A 26178-nucleotide genomic window follows, 5' to 3' on the forward strand; every position below is an offset into this window, starting at 1 on the left:
CGGGTCGATGGGGAAAACCCTCTAGGGAGCGGTCACAGGCGCACCCAGCCGGAGTCGACGGACCGTCCGCCCACCGCGCCCTTCACCCGCACCCGCCGCTGGCCGGCGTGCGTCTCCACCGGCCCCGCGCGGCGCGTGTACAGCCCCTCGTCCGTCACCGGGCGGAGACCGCGCGCCTGCACGCTGACCATCATGTACCGCCGCGTGCCCGGCCTCTTGGCGAGAGTGACGGCGCAGACCCAGCCGCTCCGCTTGTAGACGCGCACCGAACCGGTCGAGAACGTGAGGGTCTTGACCTTGCGTCCGGCGCAGGACGAGGCGGCGGCCTGGGCCTCGCCCGGAGTGGCGAGCGCGAGCAGGCCGGACGCGGTCAGCACGGCCATCCCGAGCGCGAGGCGCCGCCGTATCGCACCACAGTCCACTGTCGTCCCTCCCGCACCACACGACCGGCGTACAGGTGTACGGACGCGGCACCTGTGCCGGACGGTTGCACGACCGTCACGGGGACTCGCGGCCCGGGGCGCTCACTGCGCGGCGCCGACCGGCTCCTCCGGCTCGGCCGCGCCCACGAACGTCCGCCACAGCTCGGCGTACCGCCCGCCCCGTGCCAGCAGCTCCTCGTGCGTGCCGTCCTCGGCGACCCGGCCCCGGTCCATCAGGACCACCCGGTCCGCGCGGGCGGCGGTGGTGAGCCGGTGGGCGACCACGAGGGTCGTACGGCGGCCCGCGATGCGGTCGGTGGCCTGGTTGACCTGGGCCTCCGTGGCCAGGTCCAGGGCCGCCGTGGCCTCGTCGAGCAGCAGGACGTCCGGGTCGACGAGTTCGGCGCGGGCCAGGGCGATCAGCTGGCGCTGGCCGGCCGAGAGGTTGCGGCCGCGTTCGGCGACCTCGTGCAGGTAGCCGCCCTCCAGCGTGGCGATCATCTCGTGCGCGCCGACCGTGCGGGCCGCCGCCTCCACCTCCGCGTCGGTGGCGTCCGGGCGGCCGTAGGCGATGGCGTCGCGGACGGTGCCCTGGAAGAGGTACGCCTCCTGCGGGACGACCCCGAGGCGGTGGCGGTACGCGGTGAGGTCGAGGGCGCGCAGGTCCGTGCCGTCGACGGTCACCCGGCCGCTCGTCGGGTCGTAGAAGCGGGCGACCAGCTTCACCAGGGTCGACTTGCCGGCGCCCGTCTCGCCGACGAAGGCGACCGTCTGCCCGGCGGGGATGCGCAGGTCGATGCCGCCGAGGGCCTCCTCGTCGTCGCCGTACGCGAAGCGCACGTCCTCGAAGGCGATCTCGCCGCGCAGGGACAGGACGTCGAGCGGCTCGTCCGGGGCCTTCGTGGAGGTGGGTTCCTGGAGCAGCTCCTGGATGCGGCCCAGCGAGACGGTCGCCTGCTGGTAGCCGTCGAAGACCTGGGAGAGCTGCTGGACGGGGGCGAAGAACAGGTCGATGTAGAGCAGGTACGCGACCAGCGCGCCGGTGGTGAGCGTCGCGTCGTCCACCCGGCCCGCGCCCGCGATCAGGACGGCCGCCGCGGCCACCGACGACAGGAACTGCACGAAGGGGAAGTAGACCGAGATCAGCCACTGGCCCCGGATACGGGCCTGGCGGTAACTGTCACTGCGCTTCGCGAACCGCGCCGCGCCGTCCCGCTCCCGCCGGAAGGCCTGCACGATCCGCAGCCCGGACACCGACTCCTGGAGGTCGGCGTTGACCAGCGACACCCGCTCACGGGCGAGTTCGTACGCCTTCACGCTCGCCCGGCGGAAGAAGAACGTGGCGACGATCAGCGGGGGCAGGGTCGCGAACACGACGAGCGCGAGTTCGACGTCGATCACCAGCAGGGCGCCCATGATGCCGAAGAACGTGACGACCGAGACGAACGCGGTGACCAGGCCGGTCTGCAGGAAGGTGGAGAGCGCGTCGACGTCCGTCGTCATCCGCGTCATGATCCGGCCGGTCAGCTCGCGCTCGTAGTAGTCCAGTCCGAGCCGCTGGAGCTGGGCGAAGATCTTCAGCCGCAGCGCGTACAGGACCCGTTCACCGGTCCGGCCGGTCATCCGCATCTCGCCGACCTGCGCGGCCCACTGGATCCCGACGGCGGCCAGGGCGAGCAGGGAGGCGGCCCAGACCGCGCCCAGCGCCATCCGGGTGACGCCGTCGTCGATGCCGTGCCGGATCATCACCGGGAGCAGGAGTCCGGTCCCGGCGTCCACGGCGACCAGGGCCAGGCTGACCAGCAGCGGGAGACGGAAGCCCGCCAGCAGCCGGCGCAGGCCGTACGACTCCTCGGGCCTGACCGCCCGCGCCTCGTCGATGTCCGGGGTGTCGGCCGCCGGGGGCAGCGCCTCGACCTGGGCGAGGAGTTCGGGGGTGGCCGGGGTGCCGGCCAGGGCGAGGTCCTTCGGCTCGCGGTCACCGGTCCACAGCCGGGGGGTCACCCCGCGCTCGGCGTCGAACTCGGCGTCCAGTTCCTCCCGTACGGAGGTGTCCTCGGCCGGGGGAACGGGCCGGGCGTGGCCCGGGGAGACGCCGCCCAGCTCGTCCGGGTCGGTGAGGAGGCGGCGGTAGAGGGCGGAGCGCTGCTGGAGCTCCTCGTGCGTACCGACGTCGGCGAGCCGGCCGGCGTCCAGGACGGCGATGCGGTCGGCGAGGTTGAGGGTGGAGCGGCGGTGGGCGATCAGCAGGGTGGTCCGGCCCCGCATCACCTGCTGGAGGACCTGGTGGATCTCGTGCTCGACGCGGGCGTCCACGGCGGAGGTGGCGTCGTCGAGCACCAGCAGGCGCGGGTCGGTGAGCAGGGCGCGGGCGAGCGCGACGCGCTGGCGCTGGCCGCCGGACAGGGTGAGGCCGTGCTCGCCGACCTTGGTGTCGTAGCCGTCGGGCAGCTCGGCGATGAAACGGTCCGCCTGGGCGGCGCGGGCGGCGTTCTCGATCTCCTCCTGGGTGGCGTCCGGGCGGCCGTACGCGATGTTCGCGCGGACCGTGTCCGAGAAGAGGAACGAGTCCTCGGGGACCAGGCCGATCGCGGACCGCAGCGAGTCGAGGGTGAGCTCACGGACGTCGTGGCCGCCGATGAGGACGGCGCCGTGCGTCACGTCGTACAAGCGGGGCAGCAGCAGGGAGACCGTGGACTTGCCGGAGCCGGAGGAGCCGACGACGGCGAGGGTCTCGCCGGGGCGGATCTCGAAGGAGAGTCCTCGCAGCACCGGAGTGGTTCTGCCGGGGGCGGCGTCGTAGCCGAAGCAGACGTCGTCGAACTCGACGCTGGCGGGGGCGTCGGCGGGCAGTTCCTTCGTGCCGTCCTTCATCGACGGCTCGGTGTCGATCAGCTCCAGGACGCGCTCGGTGCCCGCGCGGGCCTGCTGGCCGACCGTGAGGACCATGGCGAGCATCCGGACCGGGCCGACGAGCTGGGCGAGGTAGGTGGAGAAGGCGACGAACGTGCCGAGCGTGATGTGCCCGCGGACCGCGAGCCAGCCGCCGAGGGCGAGCATCGCGACCTGGCCGAGGGCCGGGACCGCCTGGAGGGCCGGGGTGTACCGGGAGTTGAAGCGGATGGTGCGCAGGCGTCCCGCGAACAGCCGGCGGCCGACCTCGCGGAGCTTCCCGGTCTCCTGGTCCTCCTGCCCGAACCCCTTGACCACGCGGACGCCGCTGACGGCGCCGTCGACCACGCCCGCGACGGCGGCGGCCTGGGCCTGGGCGTACCAGGTGGCGGGGTGCAGTTTCGTGCGGCTGCGCCGGGCGATCCACCACAGGGCGGGCGCGACGGCCACGGCGACCAGGGTGAGCGGCGGGGACAGCCACGCCATGATCACCAGGGAGATCAGGAAGAGCAGGATGTTCCCGATGGTCATCGGGAGCATGAAGAGCAGGCCCTGGATGAGCTGGAGGTCGCTGGTGGCGCGGCCGACGACCTGGCCGGTCGACAGCTCGTCCTGACGGCGGCCGTCGAGGCGGGTGATCGTCTCGAACATCTCCGTGCGCAGGTCGTGCTGGACGTCGAGGGCGAGGCGGCCGCCGTAGTAGCGGCGGACGTAGGTGAAGACGTACACCAGCAGGGCCGCGACGATCAGGGCGCCCGCCCAGGGGGCCATGGACCGGCTGTGGTCGCCGATCACGTCGTCGATGATCACCTTGGTGACCAGGGGGACCAGCGCCATGACGGCCATGCCGGCGAGGCTGGCGCCGAGGGCGAGGACGACGTTCCTGGGATGGCGCCACGCGTAGCCGGCCAGCCTGCGCGCCCAGCTCTGTGTGTCCCCCGGTTGCGCTGCCACGCGGTGCCCTCCTCGATACCTGATCTTCCAGAAGGCACCAACGCGGCGGGAAGCGGATTTCATCCCTCCGCAACAGTCGGAGGGAGTCGGGGCAGTCAATCGGAGGGAGTCGGAGGGAGTCGGGGGGAGTCAAAGGGAGCGGGTTCAGACACGTACCCGCAAGAAGAGGAACCGGGTCGTCTGCACGGCGTTCTGGTTGTCGTCGCTCACCAGCAGCACCTTCAGGCGGTCGCCCGCGCGGCCGGTGACGGCCATGCCCTCGATGTTGTCGAGCAGCGGGTTGGGCTGGGGCTGCTTCGCCGTGGCGCCGAGGGACGGGCAGTCCGCGAGGTCGGCGAGGAGGGTCTTTTGGACCGGGCGGACGCCGGCCTGGCCCGTCAGGTTCCCGACGCCGCTGGTGTCCGTGGCGCGCCGGGGGTCGGCCAGGTAGAGGCGGACGGTGTTGCCGACGCCGGAGGTGAAGCCGCGTTCCAGGACGAGCAGGCGGCCGTCGGGGAGGGCCTGCACCTCGGGGACGCCCAGGCCGGTGTCGACCGGGTAGGCGTACTGGGCGGCGAGCGCGAAGCGGCCGTTCCCCGTCCGCCGCCAGGTCTGGAAGCGGACGGTGCCCGTGCTGTCGCCGGACAGGGCGTACTCCATGGACGCGAGCACGGTGCGTGCGCCGGGGAGCAGGGTCAACCCCTCGAAGGTGCCGTTGGGGACGGCCCGGCCGGCCGGGGCGACCTGGAGGGCGGGCGGGACCGGGAGACGGTCGAGGATCGCGCCGTCGCGGCCGTACCGGCGGATCGACGGCTCGGTCTCCGAGGTGATGAGCCGGGTGCCGTCCCGGTCGGTCACCAGCCCCTCGGCGTCGAGCGCGGTGCCGTTCTCGTCGGCGAGCGGGACGACCCGACGGGGCTGGAGGGTCTTCAGGTCCAGGCCGAACAGGGACGACCGGTCGGAGAGGGCGGCGAGCGAGCCGTCCCTGTCCACCGCGAGCGCGGACAGGTTGCCGACGAAGGTGCCGTCGTACGCCGTCTTGTCGAGCGCGTCCGAGAAGCGGTCGAGGGAGACGGCGGACGAACAGGCGTGGCCCGCCCCGGCACGGGCGGGTGTGGCGGCGGACAGACAGGTGGCCGCCGCCAGGGCCGCGGTGGTGGTCGCGAGGACGGTTCTCAGTCGCATGGACGCCACCGTAGGAGGGGCGGGTGACCTACGGGAGACCGGCTCGTGAAGCATCAGGCGTCAACTCGCGGCGAGGTCCCGGTGGATGGCCTTGGCCACGCCCTGGATGGTCGTGATGCCGTAGTTCATGGTGCTGTTCCCGTGGGTCAGCACCGTGATCACGTAGTCGTGGCCGTTGCCCTTGAACGCGCCGACGCTGTGCACCCGCCAGCCGTTGGTGGCCCGCTGGAGCCAGCCGTTCTTGACGGCCACGGAGACTCCGGACGGCACTCCGTACGGTGTGCCCCAGCGCTGGGAGGAGACGACCTGGCCCATCAGCTTGACGATGTAGGCGCGGGAGTTGTCGCTCAGGACCGTGTTCTTCGCGGTGATCAGCTTGAGCAGCTTCTGCTGGTCGGTGACGGTGATCTGGGTCAGGCCCCAGTAGCCGTTCGCGCCGGGCTTGGTCTGGGTCATGCCGGCCGCGGTGAGGAAGCCCTTGATCTTGGTCAGGCCCAGCTGCTTCCACAGCGTGCTGGTCGCGGCGTTGTCCGACTTGGTGATCATGGCCTTGGCGAGGGTGGTCTCGCGGTCGGTGAGATAGCGGTTGTGCTTCTTCGCGTCCCACAGGAGCGTGGCGAGGACGGTGACCTTGACGACGCTGGCGGAGTCGAAGGCGGTCGAGGGGCGCAGGGTGCAGGTCGTGTTGGTGGTGCGGTCGTGGACGCCGACGGCGACCGTGCCCTTGCGGGTCGCGAGAGCCGCGGTGATGTCCTTCTTCAGCTTGTCGGCGAGGCCCGCCCTGGCGGACGTGCAGCTGACGGTCGGTGTGGCGGCGGCGGCCGGCGCGGCGGCGGCCACGAGGGGCAGGAGGACGCCGGCTCCCACGCCGGCCGCCACCACTCTCGCGCGTCTGGGTATCCCGTGAGTCATGCCCCTGTTGACTCATGAGTTCGAGGGAAAGGTTGTACGAGTCCGTGCCCGCGTTGGGCAAAGGCTGTACGAGCCCGTCCCCGAGTTGGGCGAAGGCTGTACGAGTGCGTGCCCTGTTGGGCAGAGGCTGACCGAGGCGTGACCGTGTCCTGTGCGTATTCACAGGCGGGGACAAGGTCCGGCACAGCGCGCACCCACCCCCGCTTCAGATCATGCGCGGGTGACCTCAGCCACCGATCCACACCCCGACACCACCGTGACCCCCGACCCGGCGCCGCCGGCCCCGCCCGCGGCGCCCCCGGACCCGGCACCCCGCTGGTCGCTCCCCGCACTGGTCGCGATCCTGATCCTGGCGGCGGTGCTGTACGCCTGGAACCTGTCCGGCTCCGGCCTCAACAGCTTCTACAGCGCCGCCGTGCTGAGCGGCACGCAGAGCTGGAAGGCCTGGTTCTTCGGCTCGCTGGACGCCGGCAACTTCATCACCGTCGACAAGCCGCCCTTCGCGCTGATGGTCATGGGCCTGTCGTGCCGGATCCTCGGGTACGGCACCTGGCAGATGATGGCGCCGGTGATCGCCGCCGCGCTCGGCACGATCTGGGTCCTGCACGCGTCCGTGAAGCGGGTGTTCGGGCACGCGGCGGCGGCCGTCGCCGCGCTGGTCCTCGCCCTCACCCCGATCACGGTCGCCATCAACCGCGACAACAACCCCGACACACTGCTCGTGCTGCTGATGGTGGGCGGCGCGGCGCTGGCGCTGCGGGCCGTCCGCACCGACAGGCTGCTGCCGCTGATCGGCTCGGCCGTCTGCTTCGGGCTCGCCTTCAACACCAAGATGCTCCAGGGCTACATCGCCCTGCCGGCCGTCTTCGCCGTGTACGTGTACGCGTCGGGGCTCGGCTGGAAGAAGAAGGCCGTCAACCTGGCCCTGGCGGCCGTGGCGCTCGCGGTCTCCAGCTTCTGGTGGGCGGCGGCCGTGTCCCTGGTGCCCACCTCGGAACGGCCTTACATCGGCGGCTCGACCGACGGCAGCGCCTGGAACCTGATCATGGGCTACAACGGCCTGGGCCGGATCTTCGGCGGCGAGGGCAACGGCGGGGGCGGCGGCGGAGGAGGCGGCGGCTTCTCCGGTACGGCGGGCCTCGGACGCCTCTTCAACGACATCCTCGGCGGCCAGATCTCCTGGCTGATCCCCTTCGCGGCGATCGCCTGCGCCGGCGGCCTGGTCCTGTGCGGCCGCGCCCCGCGCACCGACCCGACGCGGGCCGCGCTGGTGCTGTGGGGCGGCTGGACCGCCCTGCACTACCTCACCTTCGCGATGGCCGAGGGCACGATGCACCCGTACTACACGACCGCGCTCGCTCCGGGCATCGCGGCGCTGTGCGGTGGCGGCGGCGTCATGCTGCTGCGCGCCTTCCGCGCCGACAAGCGCTGGGCGTGGGTGCTGCCGGCGGCGCTGGCGGTCACGGCGATCTGGTCCGTCGTCCTCCTGCGCCGGGCCGCCGGCTGGAACACCTGGCTGTGGCCGACGATCGCGGTGGTCATGGCCCTGGCGATCACCGGCCTGCTTCTCTTCCGCTCCGGCGACCGGGTACGGCTGCTGGCGGCCTCGGTGGCCGCGGCGGTCGTCGCCGCGGTGGCGGGCCCGGCCGCGTACACCTGGTCGGTGCCGTCCGGGTCGGGCGGCGCGGGCGGCATGGGCGGCGGTACGAATCCGACGGCCGGGCCTTCTACGGGCAGCGGCTTCGGCGGCGGAGGCGGCGGGGGCGCCGGCCGGGGCGGCTTCGCCGGGGGTGAGCTGCCGGGCGGTACCCGGCAGGGCGACGCGCAGGCCGACGGGCAGGCCGGACAGGAGGGCGGCGGTCCCGGCGGCGGGCAGATGGTGCCCGGCGGCGCCGGGGAACTGCCCGGCGGCCCGAGCGGGGACCAGGCTCCCGGCGGCACCGGCGAGACGGGCGGTACGCCCCCCGGCGGCACCGGCGGCCAGCCCGGCGGCGCGGGCGGCGGCATGGGCGGAGGCGGCATGGGCGGCGGCGCGAGCAGCGAGCTCGTCTCGTACCTGAAGCAGCACCAGGACGGCGCCACGTGGCTGCTGGCCGTGTCGAGTTCGCAGAGTGCCGCGCAGCTCATCGTGAGCAGCGGGGAACCCGTCATCTCCATGTGGGGCTGGTCCGGCAGCGACAAGGCGATGACCCTGGCCAGGCTCAAGGAGCTGGTGAGGAAGGGCGAGCTGCACTACCTCCAGATCGGTGGCGGCGGCACGGGCGGTGGCATGGGCGGCGACTCCGGCGTCAGCACCGAGGTGACGGAGTGGGTGCAGAAGAACGGCACGGCGGTGGAGGAGAGCGAGTACGGCTCCACCACCGACTCCGCCACCGACGCGACCTCGGGCACGTCCTCGGGTACGACCTCGGGCACGTCCTCGGACACCTCGTCCGCGCAGAACCAGTCGACCCTCTACCGCCTGGACCCGGCGGACGTCGGCTGATCGGCCGACGCGGCACCAAGGCCCCCGGCGCCATGGCCGGGGGCCGTTTTGGTATGTCAACTCGCGTGGAGAAAGGGCAGATTGCCGGACCCGGTCATCTGATGGACACGTCCGGTTCATGGACAGGAATGCATGTTCATGTCACGCTCCCGATTGCCCGCTCAATCAACCCGCGTAGAACGGACACCCCCGATGCCCGTCAGCCCCATACGCACACGCCGCTGGAAGCCCCTGGCGCTCGCCGTCTCCGCCGTCCTGGTCGGCCTCACCGCCCCCGCGCTGACCGCGACCCCGGCCGCCGCCACGACGACCGCGTACGACACGACGTACTACAAGAACGCGGTCGGCAAGACCGGGACGAGCCTCAAGTCCTCGCTGCACACGATCATCAGCCCGCAGACGAAGCTCTCGTACTCGGCCGTCTGGGAGGCGCTGAAGGTCACCGACCAGGACCCGAACAACAGCGGCAACGTCAAGCTGCTCTACTCCGGGATCTCCCGCAGCAAGACCCTGAACGGCGGCAGCACCGGCAACTGGAACCGTGAGCACGTGTGGGCCCAGTCCCACGGCGACTTCGGCACCTCGGCCGGCCCCGGCACCGACCTGCACCATCTGCGCCCCGAGGACGTGCAGGTCAACAGCATCCGGGGCAACAAGGACTTCGACAACGGCGGCAGCGGCTTCACCAACTCCGGCGGCAGCCTCACCGACTCGAACTCCTTCGAGCCCCGCGACGCCGTCAAGGGCGACGTCGCCCGCATGATCCTCTACATGGCCGTCCGCTACGAGGGCGACGACAGCTGGCCCGACCTGGAGGCCAACGACGCCGTCACGAACAGCAGCGTCCCCCTGCACGGCCGCCTGTCGGTCCTGAAGCAGTGGAACGTCGAGGACCCGCCGGACACCTTCGAGGAGCGCCGCAACCAGGTCATCTACGACACGTACCAGAAGAACCGCAACCCGTTCATCGACCACCCGGAGTGGGTCGAGGCGATCTGGTGACGGACGGTGGTGTGCCCCCGGTCGACGCGCGGGGCGCGCCCTCAGCCGAGGTGCGTGGCCGCGAACATGCGCAGCACCGCCGGGAGCACCACCACTGACGGCCCCGGCGACGCCAGCGCCTTCGCGAGGTCGCCCTCCAGCGTCTCCGGGGTCGTCCGGACCCCGGGGACGCCGAAGGACTGCGCCAGCGCCACGTAGTCGGGACGGCTCAGCTCCGTCGCTGACGCCGTCGTCTCGCCGAAGGTGTCCGTCATGTACGCGCGCAGGATGCCGTAGCCGCCGTCGTCGACGATCAGCCAGGTGACGTTCAGGTCGTACTGGCGGGCGGTGGCCAGTTCGGCGATCGAGTACAGGGCGCCGCCGTCGCCGGAGACCGCGAGGACCGGGCGGGTCGGGTCGGCGACCGCCGCGCCGAGCGCCGCCGGGAAGGCGTAGCCGAGGCCGCCGGCGCCCTGGGCCGAGTGCATCGTGTTCGGGCCCTTCGCGTCGAAGGCCGACCAGGCCCAGTACGCCAGGATCGTCATGTCCCAGAAGGACGGGGAGCCGGCCGGCAGGGCCGCGCGGACGGACGCCAGCACGTCCTGTTCCAGGGTGAGTTCCTGGGCGTCGATGCGCTCGCGGACGCGGGCCAGCAGGTCGCGTACGCGCTCCGGGGCGGACGGGTCCTCGCGCTCGGTCACCGTCTCCAGCAGCGCCTGCAGCGCGAGGCGCGCGTCCGCGTGGATGCCGAGGGCGGGGTGGTTGGCCTCCAGTTTGCCGAGGTCCGCCTCGATCTGGATGACCCGGCCGCGGGGCTTGAACGTGTGGTAGTTCGAGGAGAGTTCACCGAGGCCCGAGCCGACGACCAGGAGGACGTCCGCGTCCTCCAGGAAGTCCGTGGTGTGCCGGTCCTCCAGCCAGGACTGGAGGGACAGCGGGTGCGTCCAGGGGAACGCGCCCTTGCCGCCGAAGGTGGTCACCACCGGTGCCCGGAGCGTCTCCGCCAGCTGCCGCAGCTTCTTCGACGCGTCCGCCCGGACCACTCCCCCGCCGGCGATGATCGCGGGCCGGGCGGCACGGGACAGCAGGTCGGCCGCCAGCGCCGTCAGTTCGGGGCGCGGGGGCAGTTCGCCGGGGAACGCGTCGCCGCCCGTCACCACCGGGATCGCCGTCGGGGCCAGCAGCACGTCCTGCGGGATCTCCACCCACACCGGGCCGTGCGGAGCGGTCAGCGCCGACGTCCAGGCGTCCGCGAGCGCGGAGGGGATCTGGGACTGGGCGCGGACCGTGTGGACCGACTTCACCACGCCCCGGAACGAGGCCGCCTGGTCGGGCAGTTCGTGCAGATAGCCGTGGCGTCCGCCGCCGAGGCCCGCCGTCGGGATCTGGCTGCTGATCGCCAGCACGGGGGCGCTGGCGGCGGCGGCCTCCTGGAGCGCCGCCAGGGACGTCAGCGCGCCGGGGCCCGTCGACAGCAGCAGCGGGGCCGCCTCGCCGGTGATCCGGCCGTACGCGTCCGCCGCGAACCCCGCGTTGTTCTCCACCCGCAGGCCGATGTACCGCAGGTCCGAGCGGCGCAGCGCGTCGAACACGCCGAGGGCGTGCTGGCCGGGCAGGCCGAACACCGTCGTCGCGCCGAGCCCGGCCAGCGTCTCCACGACCAGGTCCCCGCCGTTGCGGCCGGGCGGCGGGTTCAGCGCGGCCTCCGTCTGGGCCGGCGTGGGACGGAGCACCAGGTCGTGGTCGTGGGTCACTTGCCCTCGTTCTCCTTGCGCGTTTCGGCGATCTGGCGGGACATGATCGTGGTCAGTTCGTACGCCGTGTGGGAGGCGGCCACCGACGTGATCTCCGCGTGATCGTACGCGGGGGCCACCTCGACGACGTCCGCCGAGACCAGGTGGCAGGACGCCAGCCCGCGCAGGATCTCCAGCAGCTCGCGGGAGGTCATGCCGCCCGCCTCCGGGGTGCCGGTGCCGGGCGCGTGCGCCGGGTCCAGGCAGTCGATGTCGATGGAGATGTACAGCGGGCGGTCGCCGATGCGCTGGCGGAGCTGGTCGGCGACCTCGTCGGCGCCGCGCCGGTACACGTCCGCCGAGGTGACGATGCCGAAGCCCATCTTCTCGTCGTCGGTGAGGTCCTGCTTGCCGTACAGCGGGCCGCGGGTGCCGACGTGCGAGAGCGCGGAGGTGTCGAGGATGCCCTCCTGCACCGCCCGGCGGAACGGGGTGCCGTGGGTGTACTCCGCGCCGAAGTAGGTGTCCCAGGTGTCCAGGTGGGCGTCGAAGTGCAGCAGGGCCACCGGGCCGTGCTTCTTCGCCACGGAGCGCAGCAGGGGCAGCGCGATGGTGTGGTCGCCGCCGAGGGTCATCAGCCGCGCGCCCGTGCCGAGCAACTCGTCGGCCGCCGCCTCGACGGTCTCCACGGCCTCGTGGATGTCGAACGGGTTCACGGCGATGTCGCCGCCGTCCGCGACCTGCGCCAGCGCGAAGGGGGACGCGTCCTGCGCCGGGTTGTACGGCCGCAGCAGCCGGGACGCCTCGCGGATCGCGTTGCCGCCGAAGCGGGCGCCCGGCCGGTACGAGACTCCCGAGTCGAACGGCACACCGACCACGGCGACATCGGCGCGGCCGACCTCGTCCAGGCGCGGCAGCCGGGCGAAGGTCGCGGGACCGGCGTACCGCGGGATGCGGGAGGAGTCGACGGGGCCGCGGGGGGTCTGGTTGCCGCTCATGGAACTGCCTTCTTTCCTGCTCTTCGTCGCGTGTGACCGCCGGTTGCCCCTGACCTCGTCCCGAGCGTCCTGCGGGCATGGCCTGTCAAGTCCGACACTAGGTGGCCGGAAAGCGACTGCGAAGTGTACGTTTCCTCCATTCGAGCCGAGCACGATGGAGGAAACGTCCACCATGCCGGACCCCGCCGTCCCGCCCACCCCGCCGGTGCCGCTCGCCGCCCTCCTGGCCCGCGAGGACCTGGCCCTGCGGCAGATCGCCGGGCCGTGCGACCCCGGCGTCGTCGTGCACTGGGCGCACACCTCCGAGATGGCGGACCCCTACCCGTATCTGCTGGGCGGCGAGCTGCTGCTGACGGCGGGCGTGCACATCCCGGAGGCGGCGGGATCGGGCACGTACTTCGACGACTACGTCTCACGGATCGTGGCGGCGGGCGGCGCCGCTCTCGGCTTCGGGGTGGCACCGGTGCACGACACGGTCCCGCGGGCGCTGGTCGCGGCCTGCGAGGCGTACGGGCTGCCGCTCGTGGAGGTTCCGCCGCAGACCACGTTCTCGGGCGTGGCCCGCGCGCTCTGGCAGCTGATGGCCGAGGCCCGGCACACCGAGCTGCGCCGCGTCACGGAGGCCCAGCAGAGTCTCGCCGCCGCGGCCTCCCGCCCCGACCCGGTCCCGTCGGTGCTGCGGCAGCTCGCCCGGCGGGTGGGCGGCCGGGCGGTGCTGTTCGGGCCGGACGGGGCGCAGACCGCGGCGGCGGGCAGGGAGCCGGCGGGTGAGGTGCGGGAGGCGCTGGCGGAGCTCACGCGGGTGCTGGCCGGGCGCGCTTCCGCCACGGCCACCGCGACCGACACCGTCGCCGGCACCCGTCTCGCCGCCTACGCCCTGGGCGCCGGGCGGGGATTCGTGCTCGGCGTCGCCACCCCGCACGGCGCACCCGGGGACCACACCATCGCCTCCGTCGCCGCCGTGCTGCTGTCCCTGCTCACCGGCGAGCAGCAGAGCGGTACGGGCGCGGCCCGCTCCTCCGCGCTCGTCCGGCTGCTGCTGGGGGCCGCGCCGGAGGCGGTCGCGCCGCTGCTCGGCGGTGAGCGGTGGGTCGTCGTGCACGCCCGGCCGGACGGCCACGCGCCCGACGCGGTGGCCGCCTCCGCGCTGGGCACGGCCCTCGGCTCCCCGCTGGTCGACCTCGCCCCGGACGTCGTACGGGTCCTCGTGCCGGCCGGCCGGGAAGCCGCCCCGCAGCCCGGCTGGACGCTCGGCGTCAGCGCCGCCGTCGGCCCGCACGAGTGGACCTTCGCCGACGCCCAGGCGGCCCGTGCCCTGGCCCGGGCCCGCGCCGTGCGCGCCCCGCTGGTCCGGCACGGCGCCCGCCCGGCCCTCGCCGACCTGGTCCCCGGGGACGAGGCCGAGGCACACGCCCGTACGCTGCTCGCGCCGATCGGCGCCGCCCCGGCGCTCACCGAGACCCTGCGCACCTGGCTGTCGCTGCACGGCAGCTGGGACCGTACGGCGGTGGCGCTGTCCGTGCACCGCAACACCGTGCGGCAGCGGATCGCGCGGTGCGCGGCCCTGCTGGCGGCGGACCTGGACGACCCCGACGTACGGATGGAGCTGTGGTTCGCGCTGCGGCGGCTCTGACGAGGGCGTGACCCCGTCCCAGGGGGCGGGATGCCGGGTGAGCCGACCGGCGCCTGCTTCACAATGGGGGGCATGCCGATACCCGGGACACCCAGCCGCGCCGAGCTCGTCGACCACCTTGTGAAGACCCGTATCGCGGGCGAAGTCGCCACCCCGCGTGAGAACAACCTCTCCCACTACCGCCAGCTGGCCAACGGCGTCCGCAACTTCTGGCTCGGCCTGGAGCTCGGCGACCGCTGGACCGACGAGCAGGACGTGCTCGCGGTGATGGCGGAACGGGTCGGGGTGAACGACGACCCCGAGTACCGGTACGGCCAGGACACCATCGACCCCGGTCTGACGGTGGCCGCCCTGGACCGCCTCGCGGCCCGGCTGCGCAAGGCGGCCGACGGGCGGCAGCGGGTCCTGTTCGCCACCGGCCACCCGGGCGGCCTGCTCGACGTGCACCACGCCACGGCCGCCGCGCTGCGCGCCGCCGGCTGCGAGATCGTCGTCATCCCGGACGGGCTGCGCACCGACGAGGGCTACGTCATGCAGTTCGCGGACGTGGCGGTGCTGGAGCACGGGGCCACGCTGTGGCACACCCACTCCGGTGAGCCGATGAAGGCCATCCTCACCACCCTGGAGCAGGAGGGCCGCCCGCTGCCCGACCTGGTCGTCGCCGACCACGGCTGGGCGGGCTACGCGGGGCAGCACGGCGTCGACTCCGTCGGCTACGCGGACTGCAACGACCCGGCGCTCTTCCTCGCCGAGGCGGAAGGCACCGTACAGGTGGCGGTCCCCCTCGACGACCACGTGGTCAGCCCCCGCTACTACGACCCGATGACGGCGTATCTGCTGGCGGAGGCGGGGCTGGCGCAGACGGATCGGGCGTAGGTGTGGGGTCCGGCGTAGGTGTGGGGTCCGGCGTAGGCGTCGGGTCCGGCGTAGGTGTGGGGTCCGGCGTAGGCGTCGGGTCCAGGTAGACCCGGCCGACCGCCGGGAACGCCGCCCGCAGCCGCTGTTCGGCCTGTTCGCAGGCCCACTCGACCTGGGCGGCCGTCGACACGTCCCGGAAGTCGACCTTCGCGGCGACCAGGGCCTCCCGCGGGCCCTGCACGAGCGTCGTCAGCTCCAGTACGGCCTCGATGTGCTCGACGGCCAGCAGCTCGGCCCGGATCCGCTCCCGCACCGGCGCGGGCAGCGGGCGGCCGATGAGCAGTTCGGCGTTGGAGCGGCCCAGCACCCAGGCGACGTACAGCAGCAGCACGCCGATGAGCAGGGACGCGAGGCCGTCCCAGACGCCGGACCCGGTGAGCTGCCCGCCGAGCAGGCCGCCGGCCGCGAGGACCAGGCCGGCCAGTGCGGCCGAGTCCTCCAGGACCACGGCCTTCACGGCGGTGTCGGGGGTGTGGCGCAGGTAGCGCCGGAAGGGCGCCTTGAAGCGGGCGGCCTCGCCGCGCGCCTGGCGCACCCCCGTGCGCAGGGAGTAGCCCTCCAGCAGGAAGGCCGCGGCGAGGACGACGTACGACACGAGCGGGTCGCCGAGCTCCTCGCCCCGGACCAGGGTGTGGATGCCGTCGTAGAGCGAGAAGACCGCGCCGCCGACGAAGGTGGCGACCGCGGCGAGCAGGGCCCAGATGTAACGCTCGGGGCCGTGGCCGAGGGGATGGTCCTCGTCGGCGGGTTTCTCGCTGCGTCTGAGGGCGGTGAGCAGCAGCACCTCGGTGACCGTGTCGGCCACCGAGTGCGCGGCCTCGGAGAGCATCGCGCTGGAGCCGCTGATGACGCCGGCGACCGCCTTGGCGAGGGCGATCCCGAGATTGGCGACGGCGGCGACGATCACCGTGAAGGTGCTCTCGCCGCCGCCCTGCTGTGCGGAAGTCATGCCCTTCAGTGTTCCCGGGGGGCGCGGACCACGCCTTCCTGGATCACCGAGATGGCGAGCCGGCCGTCCTGCGTGTAGATGCGGGCCTGGCCCAGGCCCCGGCCGCCGTGGGCCGACGGCGACTCCTGGTCGTAGAGCAGCCACTCGTCGGCGCGGAACGGGCGGTGGAACCACATCGCGTGGTCCAGGGACGCGCCGACGACGTCACCGACCGCCCAGCCGCCGCGGCCGTGCGCGAGGAGCACCGAGTCGAGGAGCGTCATGTCGGAGACGTAGGTGGCGAGGACGACGTGCAGGAGCGGGTCGTCCGCGAGTTTGCCGTTGGTGCGGAACCAGACCTGGGAGTGCGGTTCGCGCGGCTCGCCGAACGCGCCGTACGGCGGCTCGTCCACGTAGCGCACGTCGATCGCCTCGCGCGCCTTAAGGAACCGCGCCACGACCGACGGGTCGAGGTGGTCGTAGCCGCGCAGCCGCTCCTCGGAGGTGGGCAGCGTGGCCGGGTCCGGGGCGGACGGCATGGCGGCCTGGTGCTCGAAGCCCTCCTCGTGGCGCTGGAAGGAGGCGGACAGGGCGAAGATCGGCTGTCCGTGCTGGATCGCGAGGACGCGGCGCGCGGTGAAGGAGCGGCCGTCGTTCATGCGCTCGACGGTGTAGACGATGGGCGCGCCGGGGTCGCCGGGGCGCAGGAAGTACGCGTGCAGCGAGTGGGCGAGGCGGTCCTCGGGGACCGTGCGCCCGGCGGCGACGAGCGCCTGGGCCGCGACCTGCCCGCCGAAGACACGGGGGACGACGGCGTACCGGGAGTGGCCGCGGAAGATGTCCTCCTCGATCTGCTCCAGGTCGAGCAGATCGAGGAGATCCTGTAGTGCCTGACTCATGGGGTCAGTTCTGCCTGCGGGTTGTTTCGCCTGCCTTACAGACCCATGTCCTTCGCGATGATCGTCTTCATGATCTCGCTGGTGCCGCCGTAGATGCGGTTGACGCGGTTGTCCGCGTACAGGCGGGCGATCGGGTACTCGTTCATGAAGCCGTAGCCGCCGTGCAGCTGGAGGCAGCGGTCGATGACGCGGTGGGCGACCTCGGTGCAGAACAGCTTGGCGCTGGCGGCCTCGGCGGGGGTCAGCTCGCCGGCGTCCAGGGCTTCGAGCGCGCGGTCGGCGACGGCCTCGGCGGCGTCCACCTCGGCCTGGCAGGCGGCCAGCTCGAACTTGGTGTTCTGGAAGGAGGCGACCGGCTTGCCGAAGACGGTGCGCTCCTGGACGTACTCCTTGGCGAACCGGACGGCGGCCTTGGCCTGCGCGTAGGCGCCGAAGGCGATGCCCCAGCGCTCGGAGGCCAGGTTGTGGCCGAGGTAGGAGAAGCCCTTGTTCTCCTCGCCGAGGAGGTCCTCGACGGGCACCTTGACGTCGACGAACGCCAGCTCGGCGGTGTCGGAGACCTTCAGGCCCAGCTTGTCCAGCTTGCGGCCGATGGAGTAGCCCTCGGACTTGGTGTCCACGGCGAACAGGGAGATGCCGTGCCGGCGGTCCTCGGCGGTGGGGGCGGCGGTGCGGGCGCAGACGATCACACGGTCGGCGTGGACGCCACCGGTGATGAACGTCTTGGAGCCGTTGAGGACGTAGTGCGTGCCGTCCTCGGAGAGCCTGGCGGTGGTCTTCATGCCCGCGAGGTCGGAGCCGGTGCCGGGCTCGGTCATCGCGAGGGCCCACATCTCCTCGCCGGAGACGAACTTCGGCAGGAACCGCTTCTTCTGCTCGTCGGTGGCGAGCATCTTCACGTACGGCAGGCCGAGCAGCACGTGCACGCCGGAGCCGCCGAAGGAGACGCCGGCGCGGGCGGTCTCCTCATACAGCACGGCCTCGAACTTGTACGAGTCGATGCCGGCGCCGCCGTACTCCTCGTCGACGCGGATGCCGAAGACGCCGAGTTCGGCGAGCTTGTAGTAGAAGTCGCGCGGCACCTGGCCCGCGGCGAACCACTCGTCGTAGACCGGGACGACCTCGGCCTCGATGAAGGCCCGCAGGGTCTCCCGGAACGCCTCGTGATCCTCGTTGAACACCGTACGGCGCACCGCCGCCACCCTTTCCTGCGCCTGAACCGGCGCGGCTCTCGCGTACCTGGTCGCTCGCCGTCGGGGTTCCGCAAGGAAGGGTCGCGGCCCCGTGGCTAAGCGCTTGCTCACTTACGGTACCGGCGGGTAGGGAGGTGCGTCCAGGTAACGCTCGTCACGCCGGACAGCGGCAGGAGCCGCCCCCGCGGGCGAGTGGTGCGGGCGGGAACACGACCCGGCCCGCGCCGGAAGGCCGCGCGCCTACTCCCCAGCCGCCCCAGCCGCCCCAGTCCCTCCAGTCCCCCCAGTCCCTCCAGCCGCCGCGAACGCGCCCCGCGCCATCCGGTGCAGCAGCTCCGCCATGGCCCCCCGGCCCGGCAGCGACCCCGCCCGCCCCAGGTGCGGGGTCGAGTTCAGCAGGCCGAACACCGAGTGCACCGCCGACCGCGCCGCCGGCTCCGCCAGGTCCGGGTACACCTCCCGGACCACCCCCACCCACAGCTCCACGTACTGCCGCTGCAACTGCCGCACGAGCTTGCGGTCCGTGTCCCGCAGCCGGTCCAGCTCCCGGTCGTGCAGCGTGATCAGCGGCCGGTCGTCGAGGGCGAAGTCGATGTGGCCCTCGATGAGCGAGTCGAGGACCGCCCCGGCGGGCACCCCGTCGGCCTCCCGCAACCGCCGCTTCGCCCCCGTCAGCAGCTGACCGCTGATCCCCACCAGCAGCTCGGCGAGCATCGCGTCCTTGCCCGGGAAGTGGCGGTACAGACCGGGTCCGCTGATGCCGACCGCGGCGCCTATCTCGTCCACGCCCACGCCGTGGAAGCCGCGATCGGCGAACAGCCGCGCGGCTTCCTTGAGGATCTGCTCGCGGCGGGTGGGGGCGTCGGTTCTGGTGGCCATGGAAGCAATTCTAGACAGGGAGGTTAGCGGTCGTTAACCTGAAGGAAATGGTTAACGCTCATTAACAGTCGATCACTGGGTGAGGGGACCGAAGAATGCAGGAGGCAGCAGAGCTGACGAGCGCGGCCGATCCCGCGTCGGAGGCCTGGCGGGCCAATGAACGGGCCCACCTCGCCCTCGTCGAGGAGCTGCGCGGCAAGCTCGCCGCGGCCCGGCTCGGCGGGGGTGAGAAGGCCCGCGCCCGGCACACCGCGCGCGGCAAGCTGCTGCCGCGGGACAGGGTCGACACCCTGCTCGACCCCGGCTCACCGTTCCTGGAGCTCGCGCCCCTGGCCGCCGACGGGCTGTACGACGGGCAGGCCCCGGCCGCCGGCGTCATCGCCGGGATCGGCCGGGTCAGCGGACGCGAGTGCGTGATCATCGCCAACGACGCCACCGTCAAGGGCGGGACGTACTACCCGATGACGGTGAAGAAGCACCTGCGGGCCCAGGAGGTGGCCCTGGAGAACCGCCTGCCGTGCGTCTACCTGGTCGACTCCGGCGGCGCCTTCCTCCCCTTGCAGGACGAGGTCTTCCCGGACCGCGAGCACTTCGGGCGGATCTTCTACAACCAGGCGCGGATGTCGGGCGCGGGGATCCCGCAGATCGCCGCCGTCCTCGGGTCGTGCACGGCCGGCGGCGCGTACGTCCCCGCCATGAGCGACGAAGCCGTGATCGTGCGGAACCAGGGCACGATCTTCCTCGGCGGGCCCCCGCTCGTGAAGGCCGCCACCGGTGAGGTCGTCACCGCCGAGGAGCTCGGCGGCGGCGAGGTGCACGCGCGCGTGTCCGGCGTCACCGACCACCTCGCCGAGGACGACGCGCACGCCCTGCGGATCGTGCGCAACATCGTCGCCACCCTCCCCGCGCGCGGGCCGCTGCCCTGGGAGGTCCGACCCGCCGTCGAGCCGAAGGCCGACCCGTACGGGCTGTACGGCGCCGTGCCCGTCGACTCCCGCACGCCCTACGACATCCGCGAGGTCATCGCCCGCATCACCGACGGCTCCCGCTTCGCCGAGTTCAAGACCGAGTTCGGGCAGACCCTGGTCACCGGTTTCGCCCGGATCCACGGCCACCCGGTCGGGATCGTCGCCAACAACGGCATCCTGTTCTCCGAGTCCGCCCAGAAGGGCGCCCACTTCATCGAGCTGTGCGACCAGCGCGGCATCCCGCTGGTGTTCCTGCAGAACATCTCCGGCTTCATGGTCGGCAAGGACTACGAGGCCGGCGGCATCGCCAAGCACGGCGCCAAGATGGTGACCGCGGTGGCGTGCACACGCGTGCCCAAGCTGACCGTCGTGGTCGGCGGGTCGTACGGCGCGGGGAACTACTCCATGTGCGGGCGGGCCTACTCGCCCCGCTTCCTGTGGATGTGGCCGGGCGCCAAGATCTCGGTCATGGGCGGCGAACAGGCCGCGTCCGTCCTCGCGACGGTGAAGCGGGACCAGCTGGAGGCCCGGGGCGAGCAGTGGCCCGCCGCCGAGGAGGAGGCCTTCAAGGACCCGGTCCGCGCGCAGTACGAACGCCAGGGCAACGCCTACTACGCCACCGCCCGGCTGTGGGACGACGGGGTGATCGACCCGCTCGACACCCGGCAGGTGCTGGGTCTGGCCCTGACCGCCTGCGCCAACGCGCCGCTGGGCGACCCCCAGTTCGGCGTCTTCCGGATGTGAGGGGGACTTCAGAGATGCCTCAGACGATGTTCGACACGGTCCTCGTGGCCAACCGGGGCGAGATCGCCGTCCGCGTCATCCGCACGCTGCGCTCGCTGGGCGTGCGCTCGGTGGCCGTCTTCTCCGACGCGGACGCCGACGCGCGCCACGTCCGGGAGGCCGACACGGCCGTACGGCTGGGCCCGCCGCCCGCCGCCGAGAGCTATCTGTCCGTCGACCGGCTGCTGGCAGCCGCCGCCCGCACGGGCGCCCAGGCCGTCCACCCGGGCTACGGCTTCCTGGCGGAGAACGCCGGCTTCGCGCGCGCGTGCGCCGACGCCGGGCTCGTCTTCATCGGACCGCCCGCCGAGGCGATCGCCCTCATGGGCGACAAGATCCGCGCCAAGGAGACGGTGAAGGCGGCCGGGGTGCCGGTCGTCCCCGGGTCCAGCGGCAGCGGGCTGACCGACGCCGAACTCGCCGACAGCGCCCTGGAGATCGGCCTGCCGGTCCTGCTGAAGCCGTCCGCGGGCGGCGGCGGCAAGGGGATGCGGCTGGTGCGCGACGCCGCCGTGCTGGCCGACGAGATCGCCGCCGCCCGCCGCGAGGCCCGCGCCTCCTTCGGGGACGACACCCTGCTCGTCGAGCGGTGGATCGACCGGCCCCGGCACATCGAGATCCAGGTCCTCGCCGACGCCCACGGGCAGGTGATCCACCTGGGCGAGCGCGAGTGCTCCCTCCAGCGCCGCCACCAGAAGGTCGTCGAGGAGGCGCCGTCCGTCCTCCTGGACGAGCGGACCCGCGCGGCGATGGGCGAGGCGGCGGTCCAGGCGGCCCGCTCCTGCGGCTACACGGGCGCGGGCACGGTCGAGTTCATCGTCCCGGGCAAGGATCCGTCGTCGTACTGCTTCATGGAGATGAACACCCGTCTCCAGGTCGAGCACCCGGTCACCGAACTGGTCACCGGCCTCGATCTCGTCGAGTGGCAGCTGCGGGTGGCCGCCGGTGAGCGGCTGCCGTACACCCAGGACGACATCAGCCTCACCGGGCACGCCATCGAGGCGCGCCTGTGCGCCGAGACGGTGACCGTCACAGAGGGCACGCCCGGGTTCCTCCCCTCCGGCGGCACGGTGCTGCGGCTCCACGAACCGCAGGGGGACGGCGTACGCACCGACTCCGGGCTCAGCGAGGGCACCGAGGTCGGCAGTCTGTACGACCCGATGCTGTCCAAGGTGATCGCCCACGGGCCGGACCGGGAGACCGCGCTCCGCAAGCTGCGGGCCGCGCTCGCGCAGACGGTCACGCTGGGCGTGCAGACGAACGCCGGGTTCCTGCGGCGCCTGCTCGCCCATCCGGCGGTCGTGGCGGGCGAGCTGGACACCGGCCTGGTCGAGCGGGAGGCGGAAGGGCTCGTCGTCACGGACGTACCGGACGAGGTGTACGAGGCGGCGGCGGCCGTACGGCTCGACGCGCTGCGGCCCAGGGGCGAGGGCTGGACCGATCCCTTCTCGGTGCCGAGCGGCTGGCGGCTCGGGGGCCTGTCCCGGCCCGTCAACTTCCCTCTGCGCGTCCAGGACCCCGTCGAGTACGTCCCGCGCGGCACCCACACCGTCACCGACGACCAGGTGTCCGTCACCCTGGACGGCGTCCGCCACACCTTCCACCGCGCCGCCGACTGGCTCGGCCGTGACGGCGACGCCTGGCAGGTGCGGGACCACGACCCGGTCGCCGCGTCGCTCAACCGGGCCGCGCACGGCGGCGCCGACTCGCTGACCGCCCCCATGCCCGGCACGGTCACGGTCGTGAAGGTCGCCGTCGGCGACGAGGTGACCGCGGGTCAGAGCCTGCTGGTCGTCGAGGCGATGAAGATGGAGCACGTCATCTCCGCCCCGCACGCCGGCACGGTCGCCGAACTGGACGTCACTGCGGGGGCGACGGTCGCCATGGACCAGCTCCTGGCGGTCATCACCCCGGCCGAAACCCCGGCCGTCACCTCGACCGACACCCCGGGCGTCACCTCGACCGGCACCCCGGCCGTCCCGTCCGCGGAGGAGGAGTGATGACGCTGCCCATGGCCGTCCCGGCGCCCGGCCTGCCCGCCCGCGTCCGGATCCACGAGGTCGGCGCGCGCGACGGCCTGCAGAACGAGAAGGGCACCGTCCCGACGGAGGTCAAGGCGGAGTTCGTGCGCCGGCTCGCCGGCGCGGGCCTGACCACGATCGAGGCGACCAGCTTCGTGCACCCCAGGTGGGTGCCCCAACTGGCCGACGCGGAGCAGCTGTTCCCGCTGGTGCGGGACCTGACGGCGGACCTCCCGGTGCTCGTGCCCAACGAACGCGGCCTGGACCGCGCGCTCGCGCTGGGCGCCACCCGCGTGGCCGTCTTCGCCAGTGCCACCGAATCGTTCGCCAAGGCCAACCTCAACCGCACGGTCGACGAGGCGCTGGCGATGTTCGAGCCGGTGGTCGGCCGGGCGAAGGCCGAGGGGGCGCACGTGCGCGGCTACCTCTCGATGTGCTTCGGCGACCCCTGGGAGGGCGCGGTGCCCGTCCCGCAGGTCGTCCGGGTCTGCCGGGCCCTGCGGGACATGGGCTGCGACGAACTGAGCCTGGGCGACACGATCGGCGTGGCCACGCCCGGTCACGTCCTGGCCCTGCTCACCGCCCTCACCGGACAGCGGATCCCGGTCGCCGCGCTGGGCGTGCACTTCCACGACACGTACGGCCAGGCGCTCGCCAACACCCTGGCAGCGCTTCAGTACGGCGTCACCACCGTCGACGCCTCCGCGGGCGGCCTCGGCGGCTGCCCGTACGCCAAGTCCGCGACCGGCAACCTCGCCACCGAAGACCTCGTGTGGATGCTCCAGGGTCTCGGCATCGACACCGGAGTCGACCTGGGCCGTCTCGTCGCCACCAGCGTGTGGATGGCCGGCCGGCTGGGCCGCCCCAGCCCTTCCCGCACCGTCCGCGCCCTGTCCCACGAGGACTCCGAACGCCGCAAGGAGCAGTGACCGCCATGGACCACCGACTCTCCCCCGAGCTGGAGGAACTCCGCCGCACCGTCGCGGAGTTCGCACACGACGTGGTGGCGCCCAAGATCGGCGACTTCTACGAACGGCACGAGTTCCCGTACGGGATCGTCCGCGAGATGGGCCGCATGGGGCTGTTCGGGCTGCCGTTCCCACAGGAGTACGGCGGCATGGGCGGCGACTACCTGGCGCTCGGCATCGTGCTGGAGGAGCTGGCGCGGGTGGACTCGTCGGTGGCCATCACCCTGGAGGCGGGTGTCTCGCTGGGCGCGATGCCGGTCCACCTGTTCGGCACCGAGGCGCAGAAGCGGCAGTGGCTGCCCCGGCTGTGCTCCGGCGAGATGCTCGGCGCGTTCGGCCTGACCGAGCCGGACGGCGGCTCGGACGCGGGCGCCACGCGCACTACCGCCCGGCTCGACCCGGAGACGGACGAGTGGGTCATCAACGGCACCAAGTGCTTCATCACCAACTCGGGCACCGACATCACGGGCCTGGTCACGGTCACCGCGGTGACGGGCCGCACGCCGGACGGCCGGCCGCTGATCTCCGCCATCATCGTGCCGTCGGGCACGCCGGGCTTCACGGTCGCGGCGCCCTACTCGAAGGTCGGCTGGAACGCCTCGGACACCCGTGAGCTGTCCTTCTCCGACGTGCGGGTCCCGGTGGCGAACCTGCTGGGCGAGCAGGGCCGCGGCTACGCCCAGTTCCTGCGCATCCTCGACGAGGGCCGGATCGCCATCGCCGCCCTCGCCACCGGACTCGCGCAGGGCTGCGTGGACGAGTCGGTGAAGTACGCGAAGCAGCGCGAGGCCTTCGGCCGTCCGATCGGCGCCAACCAGGCCATCCAGTTCAAGATCGCCGACATGGAGATGAAGGCCCACACGGCCCGCCTCGCCTGGCGTGACGCGGCCTCGCGCCTGGTGTCCGGCGAGCCCTTCAAGAAGGAGGCGGCCCTGGCGAAGCTCTACTCCTCGACGATCGCCGTGGACAACGCCCGTGACGCCACCCAGATCCACGGCGGCTACGGCTTCATGAACGAGTACCCGGTGGCCCGCATGTGGCGCGACTCCAAGATCCTGGAGATCGGCGAGGGCACGAGCGAGGTCCAGCGGATGCTGATCGCGCGGGAGTTGGGGCTGACGGGATAGACCGGGGCGATCGGCCCGCACCACCGCCGCGGGTGCGTGCGCACCGTCGGCCGGCATGGAGAGCCGGGTTCCGGGGCACGCACCCTCCGGGCCCGGCTCCCGTGTGCGCGCCGTCCCGGCCACCCCACCTTGGCCGCGACCTGAGGTTAGGCTAACCTAAGCCTGTTCCAGCCACCCGCCGTAGGCGCACACCCCCCAAGTGGCCCCGTACGCACGAAAGCAGACCCTTCCATGTCGAACGCCAGAACCGCCCCCTTCTCCCGCCGCGGCCTGCTCGCCACCGGTGGCGCGCTCGGCCTGGGCGCCTTCCTGGCCGCCTGCGGCGACAGCGACGCGGAGAGCGGCGGCTCGGACTCCACGGCGTCCGCCAAGGCCTCCGGCCCCTGGTCCTTCAAGGACGACCGCGGCACGACCGTGAAGCTGGACGAGGTCCCCACGAAGATAGTCGCCTTCACCGGTGTCGCCGCCGCCCTCTACGACTACGGCATCGAGATCCAGGGCGTGTTCGGCCCGACCACGACGAAGGACGACAAGGCCGACGTCCAGGCCGGCGACATGGACGTCAGCAAGCTGACCGTCTTCGGGAACGTGTGGGACCAGTTCAACGTCGAGAAGTACGCGGCCTTCGCCCCCCAGGTCCTCATCAGCACGACCTTCGACAGCGCCGGCACCCTCTGGTACGTGCCCGAGGCCTCGAAGGACAAGATCGCCAAGCTGGCCCCGAGCGTGGCCGTCTCGGTCTTCGACCGTCAGCTGACCAAGCCGCTCGCGCGCATGTGGGAGCTGGCCGAGTCGCTCGGCGCGGACATGACGGCCGCCAAGGTCACCGACGCCAAGAAGCGTTTCGAGGCCGCCTCGGAGCGGCTGCGCAAGGCCGCCAAGGCCCGCCCGGAGATCAGGGTGCTGGCGGGTTCCGCCGCGGAGACCTCGTTCTACGTCTCCGGTACCGACCTCTCCGTCGACCTGGAGTACTTCAAGGCCCTCGGCGTGAACTTCGTCGAGCCCCCGGCGTCGGCCAAGAAGGCCACCGGCGGCTGGTTCGAGACGCTCAGCTGGGAGAACGTCGACAAGTACCCGGCCGACGTCATCATGATGGACGACCGCACCGCGACCATCCAGCCGGCCGACATCACCGAGGCCACCTGGAAGAAGCTGCCCGCCGTCAAGGCCGGCCAGGTCATCTCCCGCTCCCCCGAGCCGATCCTGTCGTACGACAAGTGCGTGCCGATGGTCGAGAACCTCGCGAAGGCCATCGAGGACGCGAAGAAGGTCGGCTGACCCGCGCGCCCGCCCGACACCTCTTCCTGACCGTCAGGAGCC

General features: G+C 72.6%; 19 protein-coding genes. 9 read left to right on the forward strand and 10 right to left on the reverse strand.

Features of this window, described 5'->3' with window-relative positions; all coding sequences use genetic code 11:
• Positions 1-32 precede the first annotated feature (32 nt).
• The 4 genes from ACWD0J_RS09485 to ACWD0J_RS09500 all read right to left on the reverse strand — a co-directional run bounded on the left by ACWD0J_RS09485 (position 33) and on the right by ACWD0J_RS09500 (position 6344).
• Positions 33-422, reverse strand: coding sequence for a hypothetical protein (locus ACWD0J_RS09485; RefSeq protein ID WP_451495187.1), 390 nt, complete (start codon positions 420-422; stop codon positions 33-35).
• A 102-nt stretch (positions 423-524) separates the two neighbouring features.
• Positions 525-4268, reverse strand: a complete 3744-nt coding sequence (locus ACWD0J_RS09490; protein WP_451495188.1) for an ABC transporter ATP-binding protein — start codon at positions 4266-4268, stop codon at positions 525-527.
• 144 nt (positions 4269-4412) lie between these two features.
• Positions 4413-5432: an esterase-like activity of phytase family protein gene (locus ACWD0J_RS09495; protein ID WP_451495189.1), complete on the reverse strand. Its 1020-nt coding sequence runs from the start codon at positions 5430-5432 to the stop codon at positions 4413-4415.
• A 60-nt stretch (positions 5433-5492) separates the two neighbouring features.
• The gene (locus ACWD0J_RS09500; protein ID WP_451495190.1) at positions 5493-6344 is read right to left on the reverse strand and encodes a serine hydrolase; all 852 of its coding nucleotides are present in this window, start codon (positions 6342-6344) and stop codon (positions 5493-5495) included.
• Between the two features lie 220 nt (positions 6345-6564).
• On the opposite strand from ACWD0J_RS09500, the gene ACWD0J_RS09505 reads away from it, so the two are divergent.
• Together ACWD0J_RS09505 and ACWD0J_RS09510 are read left to right on the forward strand one after the other, a co-directional pair.
• Complete coding sequence (locus tag ACWD0J_RS09505; protein WP_451495191.1) at positions 6565-8829, forward strand: ArnT family glycosyltransferase; 2265 nt, start codon at positions 6565-6567, stop codon at positions 8827-8829.
• A 192-nt stretch (positions 8830-9021) separates the two neighbouring features.
• Positions 9022-9831 carry an endonuclease I family protein gene (locus ACWD0J_RS09510; RefSeq protein WP_451495192.1) on the forward strand — a complete coding sequence of 270 codons (810 nt, stop codon included), beginning with the start codon at positions 9022-9024 and terminating at the stop codon, positions 9829-9831.
• A gap of 41 nt (positions 9832-9872) precedes the next feature.
• Here the strand turns inward: ACWD0J_RS09510 and ACWD0J_RS09515 are convergent, their stop codons facing one another.
• Both ACWD0J_RS09515 and speB read right to left on the reverse strand, forming a co-directional pair.
• Positions 9873-11564 (reverse strand): thiamine pyrophosphate-binding protein, encoded by a 1692-nt coding sequence (locus ACWD0J_RS09515; RefSeq protein ID WP_451495193.1) that lies wholly within the window; start codon positions 11562-11564, stop codon positions 9873-9875.
• On the reverse strand, positions 11561-12541 hold the full coding sequence (speB, locus tag ACWD0J_RS09520; protein WP_451495194.1) for an agmatinase: 981 nt from the start codon (positions 12539-12541) through the stop codon (positions 11561-11563). Before speB ends, ACWD0J_RS09515 begins: the two co-directional genes overlap by 4 nt.
• A 172-nt stretch (positions 12542-12713) precedes the next feature.
• Between speB and ACWD0J_RS09525 the strand changes: the two genes are divergently transcribed.
• Together ACWD0J_RS09525 and ACWD0J_RS09530 are read left to right on the forward strand one after the other, a co-directional pair.
• Positions 12714-14174 carry a helix-turn-helix domain-containing protein gene (locus ACWD0J_RS09525; RefSeq protein ID WP_451495195.1) on the forward strand — a complete coding sequence of 487 codons (1461 nt, stop codon included), beginning with the start codon at positions 12714-12716 and terminating at the stop codon, positions 14172-14174.
• A gap of 72 nt (positions 14175-14246) precedes the next feature.
• Positions 14247-15050, forward strand: a complete 804-nt coding sequence (locus ACWD0J_RS09530) for a phosphatase (protein ID WP_451495196.1) — start codon at positions 14247-14249, stop codon at positions 15048-15050.
• Here ACWD0J_RS09530 and ACWD0J_RS09535 read toward each other — a convergent pair.
• The 4 genes from ACWD0J_RS09535 to ACWD0J_RS09550 form a co-directional block, all read right to left on the reverse strand.
• Positions 14974-16041, reverse strand: coding sequence for a cation diffusion facilitator family transporter (locus ACWD0J_RS09535; RefSeq protein ID WP_451495197.1), 1068 nt, complete (start codon positions 16039-16041; stop codon positions 14974-14976). The two genes, ACWD0J_RS09530 and ACWD0J_RS09535, sit on opposite strands and share 77 nt — an antisense overlap.
• A 5-nt stretch (positions 16042-16046) precedes the next feature.
• Positions 16047-16919 (reverse strand): acyl-CoA thioesterase, encoded by an 873-nt coding sequence (locus tag ACWD0J_RS09540; RefSeq protein WP_451495198.1) that lies wholly within the window; start codon positions 16917-16919, stop codon positions 16047-16049.
• A 35-nt stretch (positions 16920-16954) separates the two neighbouring features.
• Positions 16955-18112 carry an acyl-CoA dehydrogenase family protein gene (locus tag ACWD0J_RS09545; protein WP_451495199.1) on the reverse strand — a complete coding sequence of 386 codons (1158 nt, stop codon included), beginning with the start codon at positions 18110-18112 and terminating at the stop codon, positions 16955-16957.
• Between the two features lie 240 nt (positions 18113-18352).
• Positions 18353-18991 (reverse strand): SACE_7040 family transcriptional regulator, encoded by a 639-nt coding sequence (locus tag ACWD0J_RS09550; RefSeq protein ID WP_451495200.1) that lies wholly within the window; start codon positions 18989-18991, stop codon positions 18353-18355.
• Between the two features lie 95 nt (positions 18992-19086).
• Between ACWD0J_RS09550 and ACWD0J_RS09555 the strand changes: the two genes are divergently transcribed.
• The 5 genes from ACWD0J_RS09555 (at position 19087) to ACWD0J_RS09575 (ending at position 26136) form a co-directional block, all read left to right on the forward strand.
• Positions 19087-20703 (forward strand): carboxyl transferase domain-containing protein, encoded by a 1617-nt coding sequence (locus ACWD0J_RS09555; protein ID WP_451495201.1) that lies wholly within the window; start codon positions 19087-19089, stop codon positions 20701-20703.
• Between the two features lie 26 nt (positions 20704-20729).
• Complete coding sequence (locus ACWD0J_RS09560; RefSeq protein WP_451495251.1) at positions 20730-22742, forward strand: acetyl/propionyl/methylcrotonyl-CoA carboxylase subunit alpha; 2013 nt, start codon at positions 20730-20732, stop codon at positions 22740-22742.
• Positions 22742-23692, forward strand: a complete 951-nt coding sequence (locus ACWD0J_RS09565; RefSeq protein WP_451495202.1) for a hydroxymethylglutaryl-CoA lyase — start codon at positions 22742-22744, stop codon at positions 23690-23692. The genes ACWD0J_RS09560 and ACWD0J_RS09565 overlap by 1 nt, the downstream gene beginning before the upstream one ends.
• Before the next feature lie 5 nt (positions 23693-23697).
• Entirely contained in the window at positions 23698-24858 is a 1161-nt protein-coding gene (locus ACWD0J_RS09570) for an acyl-CoA dehydrogenase family protein (RefSeq protein ID WP_451495203.1), read from the forward strand.
• Positions 24859-25089: 231 nt separating this feature from the next.
• Positions 25090-26136 carry an ABC transporter substrate-binding protein gene (locus ACWD0J_RS09575; RefSeq protein ID WP_451495204.1) on the forward strand — a complete coding sequence of 349 codons (1047 nt, stop codon included), beginning with the start codon at positions 25090-25092 and terminating at the stop codon, positions 26134-26136.
• Positions 26137-26178 lie beyond the last annotated feature (42 nt).

This window comes from Streptomyces sp. NPDC003011 (genome assembly GCF_053591515.1).